The organism is Pseudomonas sp. S3_A09, assembly GCF_054668065.1.
The window spans coordinates 56,552-73,357 of the sequence record NZ_CP162752.1; the positions used below are offsets into that span (position 1 = coordinate 56,552).

The window sequence follows — 16,806 nt, forward strand, 5'->3', positions numbered from 1 at the left end:
AAAGAATATCGGGATCTATTGTTATGCAAATCACCCACAAACACCCGCTCGGCTGGTATTGTGCCGCGCTTTGAAAAACTGCCGAACCTGCGAGGAAATGGACGTTGAACACTGACGAAAAAATGACCGGGGACCTGTTCGAGGTGGATAAGCGCCTGTCACTCAAACCCGTGGTGGACTTCAACGCCTACCTGCGCAGCGCCTTCGGCGACGGCCCGTGCAGCTGCATCCGCTGCACGGCCAGCCAAGGTGATGAAACCGGCTATGAGTTCCAGCACACCTTCACCTTCGACGGTAAACCCACCCAACGCCGCTTCGCATCCACGGCGGGCAGCGATGTGCTGCAGGCGCTGAAGAAAGCCTGGTTGTCGTACACCAAGGCCGAGTTGCCGTTGAGCGGTGTACTGGCGCTGGACACCGTGAAGGAGTTTGTTGAACCGCAACTGCATAAACGCCTGGCACCGCTGTTTTTGGCCAGTGGGTTGGTCAAGGATGTGGGCGGAGAATCACACCTGTTGCCTCAGATGGCCGGCTGACAGACGTGCAACAGGTCAAGGCGACGAGACATTAATAGGGATGTAAATATGCTGACGACACTAGAACAGGCGGAACAATACCAAAGTGCACTCAAGGAATATCTTGAGCTGCACAAAAGTGATATATCCGCTTGCGTCAAAACCATGGCAAAACAGATTGGCAGCACCCTATTAGGTCGCCGAGACTTCTCTTTTCCCACTCAACAGTCCACCTACTACAACGACCAACTGTTAACGATCAAAAACCTACTATCCTCTCCGATAGATGAAATAACCATTGAGCATACTCACTTTGAGCTAGCGAAAACTTTAAGATACATAAGCGCCTTAGGCTCAACACCAGATTTTAGTACGTCACCAATTGTCCAGTTTTACATCCACCCTAAATTCGAAGAAACCCTCCTTTCGAGGATCGACGAAATCACATTCGGTGTTGCGTACACTATTTACCGTGAACGAACTGAATACAATTCTCGAAACCTTGACGAAAATATCAAAAAAATCGAGACGTGGAGCTCAAACATTGATCAATGGGAAAAACGAGCAGCTGAAGCAGAAGACCGTTACAGAGAGGTGACTTCAGGCAATAACTACCTCGGCCTGAGCCATGCATTCGATAAAATAGTCGAGAGCAAGCGCAAAGAAGCTTCAGGCCTTCTATCAGCACTCAAGATCGCAGGCGCACTTGCCTTATCCCTTCCTCTCATTCAGTTGCTAGCTGGAATAACACTTTTCTTGTTCAAAAAAGAAACGACACTGCCCCTCCTGACCCTCACATTTTCAATTGCCGTGGAAATTATTTTAATCTACTACTTCAGACTCATTCACTCTCGCTGGGCAGTATTGAAAAATCAAATCTCACAACTCGAACTCAGAAGTTCAATGTGCGCATTCGTTCATGATTATGCTGCCAAGTCCAAGGATTTGGAGCGCGAAACACTCATGAAATTCGAAAACATGATTTTCTCCGAAGTGATCAGCGATAACGCACCACCTCCCAGCATTTACGATGCAGCCGACTCGATTGCCAAACTGCTTGGTGCTTGGAAGAAACCCGTTTAATCACTTGGCGCGATACAAGGGTGGCGAGGGATCGTACTCCCTCACCACCTGCACAGCGTTAGTCGCAAAAGAGTTTTACTTACGCGCCGCCTCCCACTGCTTGAGCAGGTCGTTGTAGTTCACGGTCTCGCCTTTCGGTTTCTCATTGGCCAGTTTCGGCTTCGGCGCGCCCGGCTGGTCGAACCAGTATTGCGCGTCACGCTCGGGGTTCATTTTCGGGCCGCACACCGGTTGCACCTTGGAGCGTTCCAGGCGCGTCATGATGGCGTCCTGTTCCTTGGCCAGGTTGTCCAACGCCTGTTGCGGGGTTTTCTCGCCGCTGGCGGCGGCGGCGATGTTGCTCCACCACAGTTGTGCCAGGCGTGGGTAGTCCGGCACGTTGGTGCCGGTCGGCGACCATTCGGTTCGGGCCGGGCTGCGATAGAACTCCACCAGGCCACCCAGTTTCGGTGCCATGTCGGTCATGGCCTGGGAGTTGATGTCGGACTCACGAATCGGTGTCAGACCAACGATGGTTTTCTTCAGCGACACGGTTTTCGAGGTCACGAACTGCGCGTAAAGCCAGGCCGCAAGCTTCTGTTTCTCAGGCGTCGACTTGAGGAACGTCCAGGAGCCCACGTCCTGATAGCCCTTCTTCATACCCTTTTCCCAGTACGGTCCGACGGGCGATGGCGCCATGCGCCATTTCGGCGTGCCGTCGGCATTCACCACAGGCAAGCCTGGCTTGACCATGTCGGCGGTAAACGCGGTGTACCAGAAGATCTGCTGGGCGATGTTGCCTTGGGACGGCACCGGGCCGGATTCGGAGAAGGTCATGCCCGCCGCTTCCGGTGGCGCATAGGCTTTCATCCAGTCCACATATTTCTGGGTGGCATACACGGCGGCCGGGCCGTTGGTGTCGCCGCCACGGGTGACGCTGGACCCGACCGGGTGGCAGTCCTCCACGCGAATGCCCCACTCGTCCACCGGCAAGCCGTTGGGCAGGCCCTTGTCGCCGCCACCGGCCATGGAGAACCAGGCATCGGTGAAGCGCCAGCCGAGGGACGGGTCTTTCTTGCCGTAGTCCATGTGCCCATACACGCGCTTGCCGTCGATCTCCTTGACGTCTTCGCTGAAGAACTTGGCGATGTCTTCATAGGCCGACCAGTTCACTGGTACGCCGAGGTCATAGCCGTATTTTTCCTTGAATTTGGCTTTCAGCTCCGGACGCTCGAACCAGTCGGCGCGGAACCAGTACAGGTTGGCGAATTGTTGGTCGGGCAATTGGTAGATCTTGCCGTCGGGCGCGGTGGTGAAGGAGATGCCGATAAAGTCCTTGATATCCAGGGTCGGCGAGGTGAAGTCCTTGCCTTCGTTGGCCATCAGGTCAGTGATGGATTCGGTCTTGCCGTAGCGAAAGTGTGTACCGATCAGGTCCGAGTCGTTGACCCAGCCGTCATAGATGTTCTTGTCGGACTGCATTTGGGTTTGCAGCTTCTCCACCACGTCGCCTTCCTGCAGCAGGTCGTGGGTCAGCTTGATGCCGGTGATTTCGCTGAAGGCCTTGGCCAGCACCTTGGACTCGTACTCGTGGGTGGTGAGGGTTTCCGACACCACGTTGATCTTCATCCCACGGAACGGTTCCGCAGCCTTGATAAACCACTTGAGCTCTTCAAGCTGCTGTTCAGCCGTGAGGGTGGACGGCTTGAACTCGCTGCCGATCCATTTTTTTGCGGCATCTTCGTACGCATCGGCCCAGGCCGAGGCGCTCAAACCACTGAGGGCCAGTACGGCGGCCAATGAAATGCTATGTCGCAGCTTATTGTTCTTATTCAACATAGAGACCTCCAGGTTGTTTATTCATAAGGGCACTAGCCCCAACGCATCACACTCAACAGCCATACCAGGGAGAGCGCGGACGCCACCCAGATGCTCCAGTCGGTAACGCCGATGACCAGCAAATGCAGGTAGGCGCTGCCGAGAAGACCGATAAACAAACGATCACCACGGGTGGTGCTGATCGGTAAGAACCCACGCCGGGGAATACTCGGAGAACGCAGCTCCCAAGTGGTCATGCCCGCCAGGATCAGGGCTATGGCACCAAAAAACAGCGCGGTGGGGGTGGTCCAGGCCATCCATTCCATCATCGACTCCTCAGACCCGGCCCAGGGCAAAGCCCTTGGCCACGTGGTTGCGAACAAACCAGATCACCAGCATGCCGGGAAGGATAGTCAACACCCCCGCCGCCGCCAGCACGCCCCAATCGATACCCGACGCCGACACCGTGCGGGTCATCACCGCCGCGATGGGCTTGGCATTGACCGAGGTCAGGGTGCGCGCCAGCAACAGTTCGACCCAGGAGAACATGAAGCAGAAAAACGCGGTGACACCGATGCCGGAGCCGATCAACGGGATAAAAATCTTCACGAAGAACTTAGGAAACGAGTAGCCGTCGATGTAGGCGGTTTCGTCGATTTCCTTGGGCACGCCGGACATGAAGCCTTCAAGGATCCACACCGCCAACGGCACGTTGAACAGGCAGTGCGCCAGCGCCACCGCGATGTGCGTGTCGAACAGCCCGATGGACGAATACAGCTGGAAGAACGGCAGCAGGAACACCGCCGGTGGCGCCATGCGGTTGGTCAGCAACCAGAAGAACAGATGCTTGTCGCCCAGGAAGCGGTAGCGCGAAAACGCATAGGCCGCCGGCAGCGCCACGCTCAGGGAGATCACCGTGTTCAGGCTTACGTAGTACAGCGAGTTGAGGTAGCCGGTGTACCAACTCGGGTCGGTGAAGATCACCTTGTAGTTGGCCAGGGTGAAATCCTGCGGAAACAGCGTCAACCCGCCGAGGATTTCGGTGTTGCTCTTGAAGGACATGTTCAGCAGCCAGTAGATCGGCACCAGCAGGAACAGGATGTAGATCAGCAGCGGAATAACCTTGCGCTTACTCATGTTGGCGGCCTCAGCGGTTGGCTTCGGAGTGGGTCATGGCGGTGTAGAACAGCCAGGACACCAACAGGATGATCAGGAAATACACCAGCGAGAATGCCGCCGCCGGGCCCAGGTCGAATTGGCCTACAGCCATCTGGGTCAGCGTCTGACTCAGGAACGTAGTAGCGTTACCCGGACCGCCGCCGGTGAGGACGAAAGGCTCGGTGTAGATCATGAAGCTGTCCATAAAGCGCAGCATCACCGCGATCAGCAGCACGCTTTTCATCTTCGGCAACTGGATATGTCGGAACACCGCCCAGGGCGATGCGCGATCAATCCGCGCAGCCTGGTAGTACACGTCCGGAATCGCGCGCAGTCCGGAGTAGCAGAGCAGCGCCACCAGGGAAGTCCAGTGCCATACGTCCATCACCAGCACCGTTACCCAGGCGTCCATGGTGTTGGCGGCGTAGTTATAACTGATGCCCAGGGCGTTGAGGCTGTAACCCAGCAGGCCGATATCGGCGCGACCGAAGATCTGCCAGATTGTCCCTACCACGTTCCATGGGATCAGCAGCGGGATGGCGAGGATGATCAGCACCAGCGAAGACCAGCGGCCCTTGGTCGGCATGGTCAGGGCGATGGCGATGCCCAACGGGATTTCGATCAGCAACACGCAGGCCGAGTAAATGAACTGACGCAGCAGCGAATCGTGCAGGCGTGGGTCAAGCAGCACCTGCTTATACCAGTCGGCACCGACGAAGTAGCGACTGGACTGGTCGAAGATGTCCTGCACCGAGTAGTTGACCACGGTCATCATCGGGATCACCGCACTGAATGCCACCAGCAGGAACACTGGCAGCACCAGCCACCAGGCCTTGTTGTTTTGCACCTTGTTCATGGCTGCACCTCCAGCAGGTAATCGTCGGCGTACACCATCAACCACTGCGCGGGAAAGCTGATGGAGGCCTTGCCTTCGGGCACGGGTTTGTCTTCGGCCAGGCGTACCTTGAGCAACGCGCCGTTGAGGTTGAGGGTAATAATCTTGTAGGTGCCGAGGTCTTCGAGATGAGTGATATCGGCCTGCAGGGCGTCAGGGTTGTACTCGTCCCACACGTGGATGAATTCCGGGCGGATACCGACCTGCAGCTTTTTGTACTCGGTGTTGGCAATACGTTGCTGCAAGGCCGCTGGCAATGGCAGGTGGGTGTCGGCAAACCGCACCCCGCCCGCCTCGGCTTGCACCTCGATCAGATTCATCCCAGGGCTGCCGATGAAATAGCCGACAAAAGTATGGCTGGGCCGTTCGAACAGATCGCGGGGTGTGCCGAATTGCACGATCTGGCCGCCGTACATCACCGCGATCTTGTCGGCGAAGGTCGAGGCCTCCAACTGATCGTGGGTGACGTAGACCATGGTGATGTTGAACTGCTCGTGGATCTGCTTGAGTTTGCGTCGCAGTTTCCACTTGAGGTGCGGATCGATCACCGTCAACGGTTCATCGAACAGGATTGCCGACACGTCGTCACGCACCAGGCCACGGCCCATGGAGACTTTCTGTTTCTCGTCGGCGGTGAGGTTGCGGGCCTTCTTGGTCAGCAGGTTCTGCAGGTCGAGAACTTCGGCAATTTCCTGCACCTTGCTGTGGATTTTTGCCTCGGCCATGCCCTGGTTGCGCAGCGGGAACGCGAGGTTGTCGAACACCGTCATGGTGTCGTACACCACCGGGAACTGAAACACCTGGGCGATGTTGCGTTTTTCCGGGGTGAGGTCATTGACCACTTTGCTGTCAAACAGCACATGGCCTTCGGACGGGCTGAGCAGGCCGGAGATGATGTTGAGCAGGGTCGACTTGCCGCAGCCCGACGGCCCAAGCAAGGCGTAGGCCCCACCCTGCTCCCACACATGGTTCATTTCCCGAATGGCGTAGTCCTCAGGACCGCTCGGCGTAGGGCTGTAGCTATGCGCCAGGTTCTGCAAATGGATCTCGGCCATCAGGCAACCCTCGCAACACGGCGCCCGGGGGCCTGGACCAAACGGCCCTGCCCATCGAACACAAACAGTTTATGGGTGGGGATATACACGCGGATCGGCGCGTCGACGTCGTATTCGTGGACCCCCGGCAGGTGCAGTACCAGCAGGAAATGTTCGCTGCGCACATGCAGGAAGGTTTCCGAACCACTGATCTCCGCGACTTCCACGGTGACCGCCAGCTCCAGATCGTCATCGTTGCTTGGCACCAGGCTGATATGGCTGGGGCGTACGCCAAAACGGAATTCGCCTTCGCCAATCGGGCGCAGATCGACGTTCAGCGGGAAGTGCACGAAATTGGCAAAGCTCACCTCATTGCCGCTGATACGCCCCGGCATCAGGTTGATCGGCGGCTCGGAAAACAGCTCGGCCGCCAGCACGGTCTGCGGCTGGTGATAGACCTCGGCAGCCTTGCCGCTCTGAATCACCCGGCCTTCGTTAAGAATGGTGGTGGTGCCGCCCAGGGCCAACGCTTCGTTGGGCTCGGTGGTGGCGTAGATGGCGATGGTGTGGCGCGCGGCGAACAGCTCGCGCATTTCCTGACGCAGTTCTTCGCGCAGTTTGTAGTCCAGGTTCACCAGTGGTTCGTCGAACAGGATCAGCTCGGCGTCCTTGACCAGTGCGCGCGCCATGGCCGTGCGCTGCTGCTGGCCACCGGAGAGTTCCAGCGGGTGACGCTGGAGGAATTTCTCGATGCGCAGCATCTTCGCGGTTTCCAGCACTTTGCTCTGGATCAGCTCATTGGACACACCGGCCTGGCGCAACGGCGAGGCGATGTTCTCGAACACCGTCATGGTCGGGTAGTTGATGAACTGCTGGTAGACCATCGACACGTTGCGCAGGCGCACCGGCTTTTGCGTGACATCCACACCGTTCATCAGGATGCGACCGCTGTTGGGCTTATCCAAGCCGGCCATCAGGCGCATCAGGCTGGTCTTGCCGGACAGGGTGCGACCGAGCAAGACGTTAAAGGAACCGGCTTCGAAACGCAGGGTGGCATCGTCGATCCAGGTCTGGCCTTCGACAACGCGGGAGACATGTTCCAGGGTCAATGACATGACACGACCTTTTTTATTATTGGAATGAATCTGGCCAGCTGTCAGAGCGAGTTTCGTGCCAAAACGACAAGTGTTTGATGTGCAAGGAAATGGGGTGAAAGCGATGTTCGAGAGTGAACAATCTGACTGAACAATTGAACAGTTCAGGGGTTGACAATGAACAGTTCTGAACAACACTCTCATGCACAACACAGGGCAACTGTGGGAGCGGTTTTTCCAGGCAGATTGTGCAAGCCCAATAACAATAAAAACGAAGGTCACCCCATGGCCGAACCACTGGCTCACGACACCCTTATCCAGGAATCCTGGCGCCGCTGCCGCGCCTTCGGCCTGGACCACCAGAGCACGCCCAGCTTCGACCAGCTCCCCGCCGAGGGCATCAGTCAACTGCTGGAAAGCCAGCACTCGCTGGTACAGACCACGCATCAGGAAGTGCTGCCCTATTACGAAAACATCCTCAGTAATTCCAACTGCCTGATCATGCTGGCCGACAACCAGGGCCAGGTGCTGACCAGCTGGGGCACCCAGCGATTTATCGACCCCAAGCTGGCCAGAGGCTTCAACCCCGGCGCCAGCTGGATGGAGCGCTCCAGCGGCACCAATGCCATCGGCACCGCGCTGGCCTGTGCCCAAGCGGTGCATATCGAGCACGATGAACACTTCCTCAAGGCCAACCGCTTCATGACCGGCTCGGCGGCGCCGATTTTCGATGCGCAGCGCGAGATCATCGCGGTGCTGGATGTGTCCAGCGACAGCTACCTGCCGCCCTCGCACACCCTGGGCATGGTCAAGATGATGAGCCAGACCGTGGAAAACCGGCTGATCCTCAACCTGTTTCGCGGCGAGCACTTCCAACTGACCTTCAACACCGGCCTGAGCAACCTCGACAGCCAGTGGGCCGGCCTGCTGATCTTTGATGAAAGCGGCCAGGTGCTGTCAGCCAACCGGCGTGCCGACAACCTGCTGGGCATCAGCTTGTCGCGGGTGATGATCGACAGTTTGTTCAAGGTGTCATTGCTGGAGTTGTTGAACCAGCCGGAAGGATTGCCTTTCTCCCTGCAGGCCGCAGGACGCAACCGCTTCCAATGCGTGTTGAGACGCCCCAAGCAGATGCCCGTGCAGGCGCGCGTGTTCACCGAGCCGACGCCACCGACGCCTGCGTCGATTGGCCTCAAGACCCTGCACTTCGGCGATGTACGCGTGGAGAAGGCCGTGCGCCAGGCTGAACGCTTACTGGAAAAGGACATTCCGCTGCTGATCCATGGCGAAACCGGCGTGGGCAAGGAAGTGTTCGTCAAAGCCCTGCACCAGGCCAGTTCGCGCAGCCAGAAGGCGTTTATCGCGGTGAACTGTGCGGCGATTCCCGCCGAGCTGGTGGAATCGGAACTGTTCGGCTATGAAAAAGGCGCCTTCACCGGCGCCAATCAGAAAGGCAGCATCGGCCTGATCCGCAAGGCCGACAAGGGCACGCTGTTTCTCGACGAGATCGGTGATATGCCCCTGCCGACCCAGGCCCGTTTGCTGCGGGTGCTGCAGGAGCGCTGTGTACAGCCGGTGGGCAGCAGCGAGCTGTTCCCGGTAGATCTGCGAATCATCTCGGCCACCAACCGTGCACTGCGCGAGCTGGTGCAGGCCGGACGTTTTCGTGAGGATTTGTACTACCGCATCGGCGGCTTGACCTTGGAACTGCCGCCGTTGCGCGAACGTACCGATAAGCAGGCACTGTTCCAACAACTGTGGCAGCAACACCGCGAGCCGACTCAATGGGCAGGCCTCAGCGCCGAAGTGCTGGCGTTATTCGAACAGCACCCGTGGCCGGGGAATCTGCGTCAGGTGAGCAGCGTGTTGCAGGTGGCGCTGGCCATGGCTGAGGAACAGCCGATCCGCGCGGAACACCTGCCGGATGATTTTTTTGTGGACTTGAAGGTAGATCCACCGCTGCCCGCCAGTGAATACCTGGATGACAGCATCGATCTGAACCAGCGTTTGAAGGCGGCAGGCGGGAACATCTCCCACCTGGCGCGGGAGCTGGGGGTGAGCCGCAACACCTTGTACAAACGCCTGCGCCAGCACGAAGGCTAACGCGGCTTGACCACCACCAGCAGGTCGGTGAAGTACTCCACCTGGATCGGCAGGTTGTCCGCCAGTGACGACAGCGCCGCCGCCGTATCATCCAGCTTGAACACACCGGACACCCGCAGGTCCTGCAACGCCTGAGGGTCGAAGCGCAGCATGCCATGGCGGTAGCTGGCGAGGGTTTGCAGCACGTCGCTCAGGGGTTGATCGTTGACCTTGAGCAGGCCACGGGTCCAGGCGTCCGGGTCGCTGTTGCCGATGGCTTGCGGCGGCTGGGCGCGGCCGTGATCGAGGACCGAACGCTGGCCGGCGGTGACGTTGACGCCGTCGCGGGTGGCGCCTTTGACCGCGACGCTGGACTCGATCACCGTGACCACCGTGGTGCCATCCGCTGCACGTTTGACCAGATAACGCGTGCCCAATGCCGTGGCCGTACCTTGGTCGGTACGCACCACGAACGGCCGTTGCGCATCCTTGGCCACGTCCACCCAGAGTTCGCCTTGCAGCAACTCGATGACCCGTTGATGGCCGTCGAATTTCACGTCGACCGCCGAATTGCTGTTGAGCTGCAACTGGCTGCCGTCTTCGAGGGCGATCTGCCGGCGCTCGCCGACGCCGGTGCGCTGGTCGGCCATCCAGACCGGCAGGTGTTGCAGGCCCAGCCAGCCGCACAGGACCACGCCGAGCAAGCCCACCGCTTGCGCACCTCGCGCACGTCGCGGGGCGAATGCGCGGTTCAAGGCAATGCGTGCGGGCTTGGCCGGCAGCGTGTCGAGGCTGCCCCATACTGCGCCCATGCGTTCGATGGCCACAGCGTGCCGCGGGTCGGCCTGGCGCCAGGTGTTGAATGCCTGGTGGTCGGCCTCGGTGACGTTTTCGTCATGCAGGCGGGTCAGCCACTGCGCCGCTTGTTGGATGATCTGTTCGGAACTCATGCCAGCGGGTCTGCCGGGTGCAGGCTGTGGTAGCAGTGAACCAAGGCACTGGAGATGTAGTTTTTGACGGTGCTGGCAGACACGTCCAGGCGTGTGGCGATTTCGCTGTAGGTCAGCCCGTCGAGGCGGCTCAGCAGGAACGCTTCGCGCGCCTTGGCAGGCAGCCCGGCAAGCATCTCCGCAATACGTTCCAGGGCTTGCAGCGCGACATGAATCGCGGCCGGGTCGGGCATGCCAGCGTCCTCGCACTGGATCACCAGGGCTTCCATGTAGGCTTTTTCGATGCGACGACGACGGGCGCCGTCGATCAGCAACCGCCCTGCCGTGGTGGCCAGGAACGCGCGGGGCTCTTTGATCTGTTGAGGTTCGGCCAGCATCAAGACGCGGATGAAGGCGTCATGGGCGAGGTCCGCTGCATGCTGGGAACACCCGAGTTTCTTGCGCAGCCAGCCGTGCAACCAGCCGTGGTGCTCGCTGTACATCGCCGTAAGGGTCTGCTGCCGGACGGAGTCGCCTGGCGCGGCCGGAATGTCGTGCATGCGCAAAAAGATCTCAAATGGGAATAATTGCCAATTGCGCAGACAATGCCAGTAAAACAGGGTTTGGGCAAGGGGCTCAGCGCCAGCTCCACGACACACCGGTGTAGATGCCACGGCCATCCGCCGGCGTGGAACGCGCTACATCCAGGCCTTTATCGTCGTATCCCGGCGTGACGGTGTTGGCGTAACGCCGGTTGGTGAGATTGCGCAGGTCGACCCAGGCTTGCCAATCCTGCCGGGGCGCGTCGTAGCCGAAGGTGGCACCGAGCACCGTGTAGGACGCGGCGTAGTAGGAGTTGGCGTAGTCCACTGCCACTCTTGATGAATGCTCGGTGTTAAGGCTGGTGTAGAAACCGGTCGGATGGCTGTAGCGCACCTGCGCCTGATAGTAGTGCTTGGGGATACCCGGCAGGGCGTTGTCGCCAAAGCGGTCGTCATCACGGTAGTGGAAGTCGCTGAAGGTGTAGGCCTGGCGCAGAGTGAGCTGGCCGTTATGGCCGCCTTCCCACAACGGGCTGAGCAGGCTCAGTTCCACGCCCTGGTGCACAGTGGGGCTGGCGTTGGATTCTGCGACGATGGCATTGCGGGTGGCGGTTTGCGCCTGGGTTTCCACCGTGAGCAATTCGTGGCGCACTTCAGAGCGGTACAGCGCCAGGTCCCACTGGCCGAACCATTGCTCGCCGCGCCCGCCGAATTCCAGGGTGGTGGCGGTCTGGTTTTTCAGGCTCACGCCTTCACGCTGAAGGCCGGTGGCCGGGCCGCTGTCTTTGGGGAAGTATTTGTTCGAACCCCAAATCATCGACCACGCATGCGGCGGCTCGACCGATCGGCTCAGGTTGCCGTACACCTGCAGGTGCGGGGTGAAGTCGTACCGCAGGCCGATACGCGGAGCGTAGTCCCAGTCGTGCTGGCTGAGCGGCGCCTGGCCTTCGGGATAGGTGACCTGGGTTTCGCGACGGGTGTAGATCGCCGCCAGGCCGGTGGTCAGCCATAGGTCGGGAATCAGTTCCAGATCGTTGCCGATGTGCAACACGGTGTCGGAGCCCAGGTAGCTGTAGTCACGGGTCTTGGTGCCGGGCGCGTAGCCAGCGGTATTACCGGCAGGCGTGCGCACATATTCCGAGGCGCCGTTGTTGGGCATCGCCTGGGTGGTGCGCAGGCCGACGGTGGTGTTGCTGTCGTGGCCAAACAGCGTGTCCTGACGGATGTAGTTGAGGGTGCTGCTGATATCGGTGTACGCGACTTTGAGGCGGTTGGTGCCTTCACGCAGGTCCATCGGGTAATCGTGGTACGCCAGGCCGACTTCGACGCGGGCATTATCGTCCAGCTGCAAGGTGGTCTTGTTGGCGATCCAGGTCGAGCCCGGCTGCAGGCGCTTGGAGTCACGGGCGGCGTTGAGGCTGGCGGCCGCGCGCGGGTCGTGGCTGATCTGGTATCGCGTGAGTTTGCCCGGCGTGTCGTTGGTGGTTTCGCGGTAGCGGAAATAGAAGCGGGTTTCCAGGTCCGGGTTGAAGCGGTAACCGAAGTTGGCGGCCACCCCTTTGCCGGTTGCTGCGCTCTGGTGCTGGTAGCCGTCGGATTCGGAATCGGTGAGGCTGATGTAATAGTCGGCATCCCCCAGCACCTGGCCGGAACTGATCTCACGCTGGGCGTAGCCTTTGCTGCCCGCTTCATAGCGCAGTTGCAGCTTGGGCGCATCGTAGCCCGTGCGGGTCACGTAGTTGACGGCGCCGCCTAGGGCCAACGCGCCCTGGTCAAAACCGTTGGCGCCGCGCAGCACTTCTACCCGGCTTTGCCACAACGGGTCTTTCAGCTCGTAAGGGGTGCCGCCAGGACCGGTCAACGGCAGGCCGTCGAACATTTCGTACAGGCCGGAGGCGTGGGACCCGGGGCTGCGGTTCAGGCCCGAACCGCGAATCGAGAGCTTCACCCCTTCGTTGTTGGCCGCCTTGGCGTACACCCCGGCCTGGTACTTGAACACGTCTTCGTTGGTACTCACCCGCCCCTGCTGCACGCTATTCATGTCGATGTAGTTGGTGCCACCGGGCACACTCTTGAGCTGCGCCTCGGCCACTTCACCGGCGCTGGCTTCGCTGCTGGTGACTTCGACCGGGGCCAATTGAAGGTCTTCGGCGTGCACCAGCGAGCTTAACGTCAGGGCGGCAAACAGGAACGGAGGGTGGCGCAACAGCATCGGGCAGGTCCTTGGAGTTCGGGGGGCACGTGGTGGGAAGGCTGGGACGCACGCCAGGTCACGCCTTATTAACGCTTTGACCTCCTGGGCTGTTTTGCGTGACACAGCTGAAGCTGACCTGGCACATAGGAGGTTCACATCCGTATGGGGCGCGACTCCATCCAGGACGTTGTCGCCTCCCACACAAAATCCTCAGCTGTCGGGGATATTCAGCACCTGCATCAATTCTTCTGCTTCTGATCCCGGAGCCAATCGGAATCCATACATTTCATCCGTGGCCAGTATCCCGCGCAGTGCATCGAGCAATTGCGCCTCGGTGGGCGAGTCACGCAGGAGTTCGTGCGCAGGCAACAACAGTTCGGCGCAGACACCCTGAATACTCGCCGCATCGATCACAGCCAACAGGATAAAGCGCAGGCGTATTTCTCTTTCAGTAGGCCAAACCGTTTTCCGCTTACCCATGGTAAAGGCCTCATATTTCAGAAAAATCCGAGGCTATTGATGACCAAGGGGTGTTTCAAGCAGTGGGCAGCAAGATAGGCCGATTCCTACGCGCAAAAGGGAAGCACCGTACCTTTATGCTGACGTATCCCTGTTTATTGCACCGGCAGAAAATTCATCAGCAACAAGCTCTGCGCATAGTTCAGGCCAATACGCCGGTAGCGTTCATCGAGCATCTGGGTCAGCAGATCGAGACGCGCGACGATCTTGCCGAACTCCACCGCGAAGCTGAGGTTGCTGCCCTCCTCCGAAATTTCGTTGGAAAACAGCAGCAGCACGCCATTCGCATCCTGACGTTTGCTCAGCAGCCACGTGGCCTTCTCGATATTGCGCGCGGCATTGCTGACGAACTGCGGGTTGATTGAATCGGTGATGTAGAACTCCGTGCGTCCACCGTGGGCGGTCACGATCATGCTGCCGATTGCGTAGATGAAGGCGCCGACCCGGTCGCCTTTGAATTCAGGGCTCAAGGAGTAACTCAGCGCCGCCAGGTCACGACGCTCCCCTAGGGCTGGTAGTGCGCGACGTTGCTCGATGGCCTGGCGAATCTCCCGCGCCGCAGTCACCGCGTCCGGGTAACCCGACTGCCGCCACTGGCTGGGATTACGCAGATAGAGTTTGCTCATCAGTAAATACAGGCTTTGCAGATTGTCGCGCATGCCCAGCGTCGCCATGCGATCGACACTGGTCTGGAAGAACTCATCGGGCTTGCCATTGCTGAACTGCTTGACGATATCCTGCCCCTGCTGCTGGCTGCAGCCGCTGGCACAGAGCATTAACAAGGCCGCCAGCAGCAAGGGCTGGCGCACCCGTCGACGATTGAAACAAGGAAACGTGCGATCCATCGGCACCCGATCTGATTCATCCGCCCACGCGGGGATCGGCGGGGCTGGGACAAGGATAGAGCGGAGAAATCCAGAAAAGTGCAGTGACCGGGGGCAGAGAGTTGTAACCAGAGACCGCTGGGCAGATGAATGGGCTTACATTCTGAATAATTCTATTCTGTCTCTATACTTACTGTAACGACTGTAATCAGGGTCACGGCAATGAAACATTCAATTCGTGCGCAAATGGTTGTCCAGATGATTTGCCTGCTTTCGGTGGCGCAGCTTTTTTGCTGAGTTGCGTGTCACGGCTTTAATACTCAGCCGCCCTTGCGGCGGTGGAAGGTATTGCCCACTGCTCACTCTAATCTGGCCCGACATCCAAATGCCGGGCCAGAGCGTGCAGCTACAGCAAGACAGTGGCCAGCATGCCCAAGGCTCCCAGGCAAAACCCGATCATCGCGCCTCGGCCGGGAAACTCCTGGAACAGCGCCCAGATCACGATCGGTTCCAGCAGCAATAACGACGTCACGGAAACCACCGTTACCACCCAGATATCACCGACTGCCAGATAACCCAGCCAATAAGCCCCCAACAGACAAAGTCCTGCGAAGCACATCACCACCACCGGCATGATGAAAGCTTGCCATGAGCCGTCGCTGGCTTGGGCCAGCCTGGCGGTGACTACCTCACTATAGATTGCACAAAACTCACCGACGACCATCAACCCTAGAGCAGAAACTCCGAGTAATTCTTTGGACATATCAAAAACTCCTTCGTATTCAACGCACTGTTTTTCAACTCCCAGCCGGCGATGCCGCTGCCGAGGGTTTCTTCGCAGATGTACGAAGCAGCCTTGAACAGGCCTGAATTACCGAAGTGCTTTTGCATGCTCATGTCCTTCAAAAGGGGGTGAGTCTCAGCGACCGGATAGGGCGCTCGGCCCGATCATACGTTTGACCAGGTGTTGTGAACACCCCGGGCAAACAGCCCCCGTGATGCAGGACATCAAAAAATCACCGCACGTCTCGCCGCCACTCGCCGTGTTCGGGCTATGATCAGCCCCTATGAATCAGACGCCTGACTGCCAATGCCCATTGACCTGGAAGCCCTCTATCCCAAACTGATCCACCTGATGCTGGATACGGTCTTCGTCGTCGACGGCGATAACCAGATTGTCTTCGTGAGCGATGCCTGTGAGGCACTGCTCGGCTATAGCGCCAATGAGCTGGTGGGTACCCTGATCACTCACTACATGCACCCTGAAGACCTGGCACGCACTCGCGCCTCCATTATCCGGGTCATGAACGGCCAACCCCATGTCGACTTCCGCAACCGTTATATCCGCAAGGATGGCAGCGTCGTACATATCCTGTGGGCGGCGTTCTGGTCCGAAGAGGTCGGGGCGCGGATCGGCGTCGCACGGGACGTGACCGCACTCACCCAGGCCGAGGAAGAACTACGCTTCCTCGCCCATCATGACCCGCTGACGGCCCTCACCAACCGGTCGCTGTTCAATGCTCGGCTGGACGACGCCCTGAAGGCCGCACAGCTTCATAACCAGATCCTGGCGCTGCTGTTCCTGGACATCAATGACTTCAAGGGCATCAACGATGTGCATGGCCATGCCATGGGCGATCGCGTGCTCTGTGTGATTGCCCGACGACTGGAGCGCTGCGTGCGCGAGAGCGACCTGGTGGCCCGGATGGGCGGGGATGAGTTCACGGTGTTGATTACGGATATCCAGTCGCAGGATGCGGTGGCCGGCAAGGTGGCGCAGATACTTGCAGTCATGGCTGAGCCACTGGGTGCCGAGTTTGGCGGGGTTAAGATGCCGTCCTGCAGTGTTGGCGTGGCGTTTTACCCGGCGGATGGAGAGGATGCAGATACGCTGTTGAGTCATGCGGATGGGGAGATGTATCGGGTGAAAAGGCAGCGGTGGAACTAATCAACAGCCGGGCTGGCGATGGTTTTACCTAACCTGCCTGGCTCGAAAACCAATCAAGTCGCGGGCAAGTATCAAGGTGTGCAAATGATTGACCTCCTCCCGCGGCCCCTTCCACTGCAAATAGCGTCATCGCGGCACACACTCTAAGAATCGCCTGATTTTCTCAGCCGTAGTTGATCGATAGGGTGCTCG

The 16,806-nt window shown here is 59.0% G+C and carries 17 protein-coding genes; 4 read left to right on the forward strand and 13 right to left on the reverse strand.

Annotated elements, in window-relative coordinates; translation table 11 throughout:
• The first annotated feature begins 104 nt into the window (after positions 1–104).
• Complete coding sequence (locus AB4N92_RS00265; RefSeq protein WP_010209678.1) at positions 105–536, forward strand: hypothetical protein; 432 nt, start codon at positions 105–107, stop codon at positions 534–536.
• Between the two features lie 48 nt (positions 537–584).
• Positions 585–1,598: a hypothetical protein gene (locus AB4N92_RS00270; protein WP_010209677.1), complete on the forward strand. Its 1,014-nt coding sequence runs from the start codon at positions 585–587 to the stop codon at positions 1,596–1,598.
• A gap of 75 nt (positions 1,599–1,673) precedes the next feature.
• On the opposite strand, the gene AB4N92_RS00275 is transcribed toward AB4N92_RS00270, so the two are convergent.
• The 6 genes from AB4N92_RS00275 to AB4N92_RS00300 are packed head-to-tail and all read right to left on the reverse strand — an operon-like array spanning position 1,674 to position 7,597.
• Positions 1,674–3,416 (reverse strand): ABC transporter substrate-binding protein, encoded by a 1,743-nt coding sequence (locus AB4N92_RS00275; protein WP_010209676.1) that lies wholly within the window; start codon positions 3,414–3,416, stop codon positions 1,674–1,676.
• Positions 3,417–3,448: 32 nt separating this feature from the next.
• Entirely contained in the window at positions 3,449–3,721 is a 273-nt protein-coding gene (locus tag AB4N92_RS00280) for a DUF2160 domain-containing protein (protein ID WP_010209675.1), read from the reverse strand.
• A 10-nt stretch (positions 3,722–3,731) separates the two neighbouring features.
• Positions 3,732–4,532: a carbohydrate ABC transporter permease gene (locus tag AB4N92_RS00285; protein ID WP_003174634.1), complete on the reverse strand. Its 801-nt coding sequence runs from the start codon at positions 4,530–4,532 to the stop codon at positions 3,732–3,734.
• Between the two features lie 10 nt (positions 4,533–4,542).
• Complete coding sequence (locus AB4N92_RS00290) at positions 4,543–5,409, reverse strand: carbohydrate ABC transporter permease (RefSeq protein ID WP_460128961.1); 867 nt, start codon at positions 5,407–5,409, stop codon at positions 4,543–4,545.
• A complete protein-coding gene (locus AB4N92_RS00295; RefSeq protein WP_106119287.1) occupies positions 5,406–6,503 on the reverse strand; it encodes an ABC transporter ATP-binding protein in 1,098 nt (365 codons plus the stop codon). Before AB4N92_RS00295 ends, AB4N92_RS00290 begins: the two co-directional genes overlap by 4 nt.
• Positions 6,503–7,597 (reverse strand): ABC transporter ATP-binding protein, encoded by a 1,095-nt coding sequence (locus AB4N92_RS00300; RefSeq protein ID WP_106119288.1) that lies wholly within the window; start codon positions 7,595–7,597, stop codon positions 6,503–6,505. Before AB4N92_RS00300 ends, AB4N92_RS00295 begins: the two co-directional genes overlap by 1 nt.
• A gap of 264 nt (positions 7,598–7,861) precedes the next feature.
• Here AB4N92_RS00300 and AB4N92_RS00305 point away from each other — a divergent pair, with 264 nt between their 5' ends.
• On the forward strand, positions 7,862–9,679 hold the full coding sequence (locus AB4N92_RS00305; protein WP_010209670.1) for a sigma-54-dependent Fis family transcriptional regulator: 1,818 nt from the start codon (positions 7,862–7,864) through the stop codon (positions 9,677–9,679).
• On the opposite strand, the gene AB4N92_RS00310 is transcribed toward AB4N92_RS00305, so the two are convergent.
• The 7 genes from AB4N92_RS00310 to AB4N92_RS00340 all read right to left on the reverse strand — a co-directional run bounded on the left by AB4N92_RS00310 (position 9,676) and on the right by AB4N92_RS00340 (position 15,557).
• Entirely contained in the window at positions 9,676–10,608 is a 933-nt protein-coding gene (locus tag AB4N92_RS00310; RefSeq protein WP_010209669.1) for a FecR family protein, read from the reverse strand. The two genes, AB4N92_RS00305 and AB4N92_RS00310, sit on opposite strands and share 4 nt — an antisense overlap.
• Positions 10,605–11,147, reverse strand: a complete 543-nt coding sequence (locus AB4N92_RS00315; RefSeq protein WP_010209668.1) for a sigma-70 family RNA polymerase sigma factor — start codon at positions 11,145–11,147, stop codon at positions 10,605–10,607. Before AB4N92_RS00315 ends, AB4N92_RS00310 begins: the two co-directional genes overlap by 4 nt.
• A 76-nt stretch (positions 11,148–11,223) precedes the next feature.
• Positions 11,224–13,341 carry a TonB-dependent receptor family protein gene (locus AB4N92_RS00320; RefSeq protein ID WP_236267630.1) on the reverse strand — a complete coding sequence of 706 codons (2,118 nt, stop codon included), beginning with the start codon at positions 13,339–13,341 and terminating at the stop codon, positions 11,224–11,226.
• A gap of 192 nt (positions 13,342–13,533) precedes the next feature.
• A complete protein-coding gene (locus AB4N92_RS00325) occupies positions 13,534–13,803 on the reverse strand; it encodes a hypothetical protein (protein WP_010209665.1) in 270 nt (89 codons plus the stop codon).
• Between the two features lie 134 nt (positions 13,804–13,937).
• Entirely contained in the window at positions 13,938–14,687 is a 750-nt protein-coding gene (locus tag AB4N92_RS00330; protein WP_031291146.1) for a hypothetical protein, read from the reverse strand.
• A 385-nt stretch (positions 14,688–15,072) separates the two neighbouring features.
• Positions 15,073–15,390 (reverse strand): hypothetical protein, encoded by a 318-nt coding sequence (locus AB4N92_RS00335; protein ID WP_010209663.1) that lies wholly within the window; start codon positions 15,388–15,390, stop codon positions 15,073–15,075.
• 5 nt (positions 15,391–15,395) lie between these two features.
• Complete coding sequence (locus tag AB4N92_RS00340; RefSeq protein WP_021492743.1) at positions 15,396–15,557, reverse strand: hypothetical protein; 162 nt, start codon at positions 15,555–15,557, stop codon at positions 15,396–15,398.
• Between the two features lie 199 nt (positions 15,558–15,756).
• On the opposite strand from AB4N92_RS00340, the gene AB4N92_RS00345 reads away from it, so the two are divergent.
• Entirely contained in the window at positions 15,757–16,614 is an 858-nt protein-coding gene (locus AB4N92_RS00345; protein ID WP_021492744.1) for a sensor domain-containing diguanylate cyclase, read from the forward strand.
• Positions 16,615–16,806 lie beyond the last annotated feature (192 nt).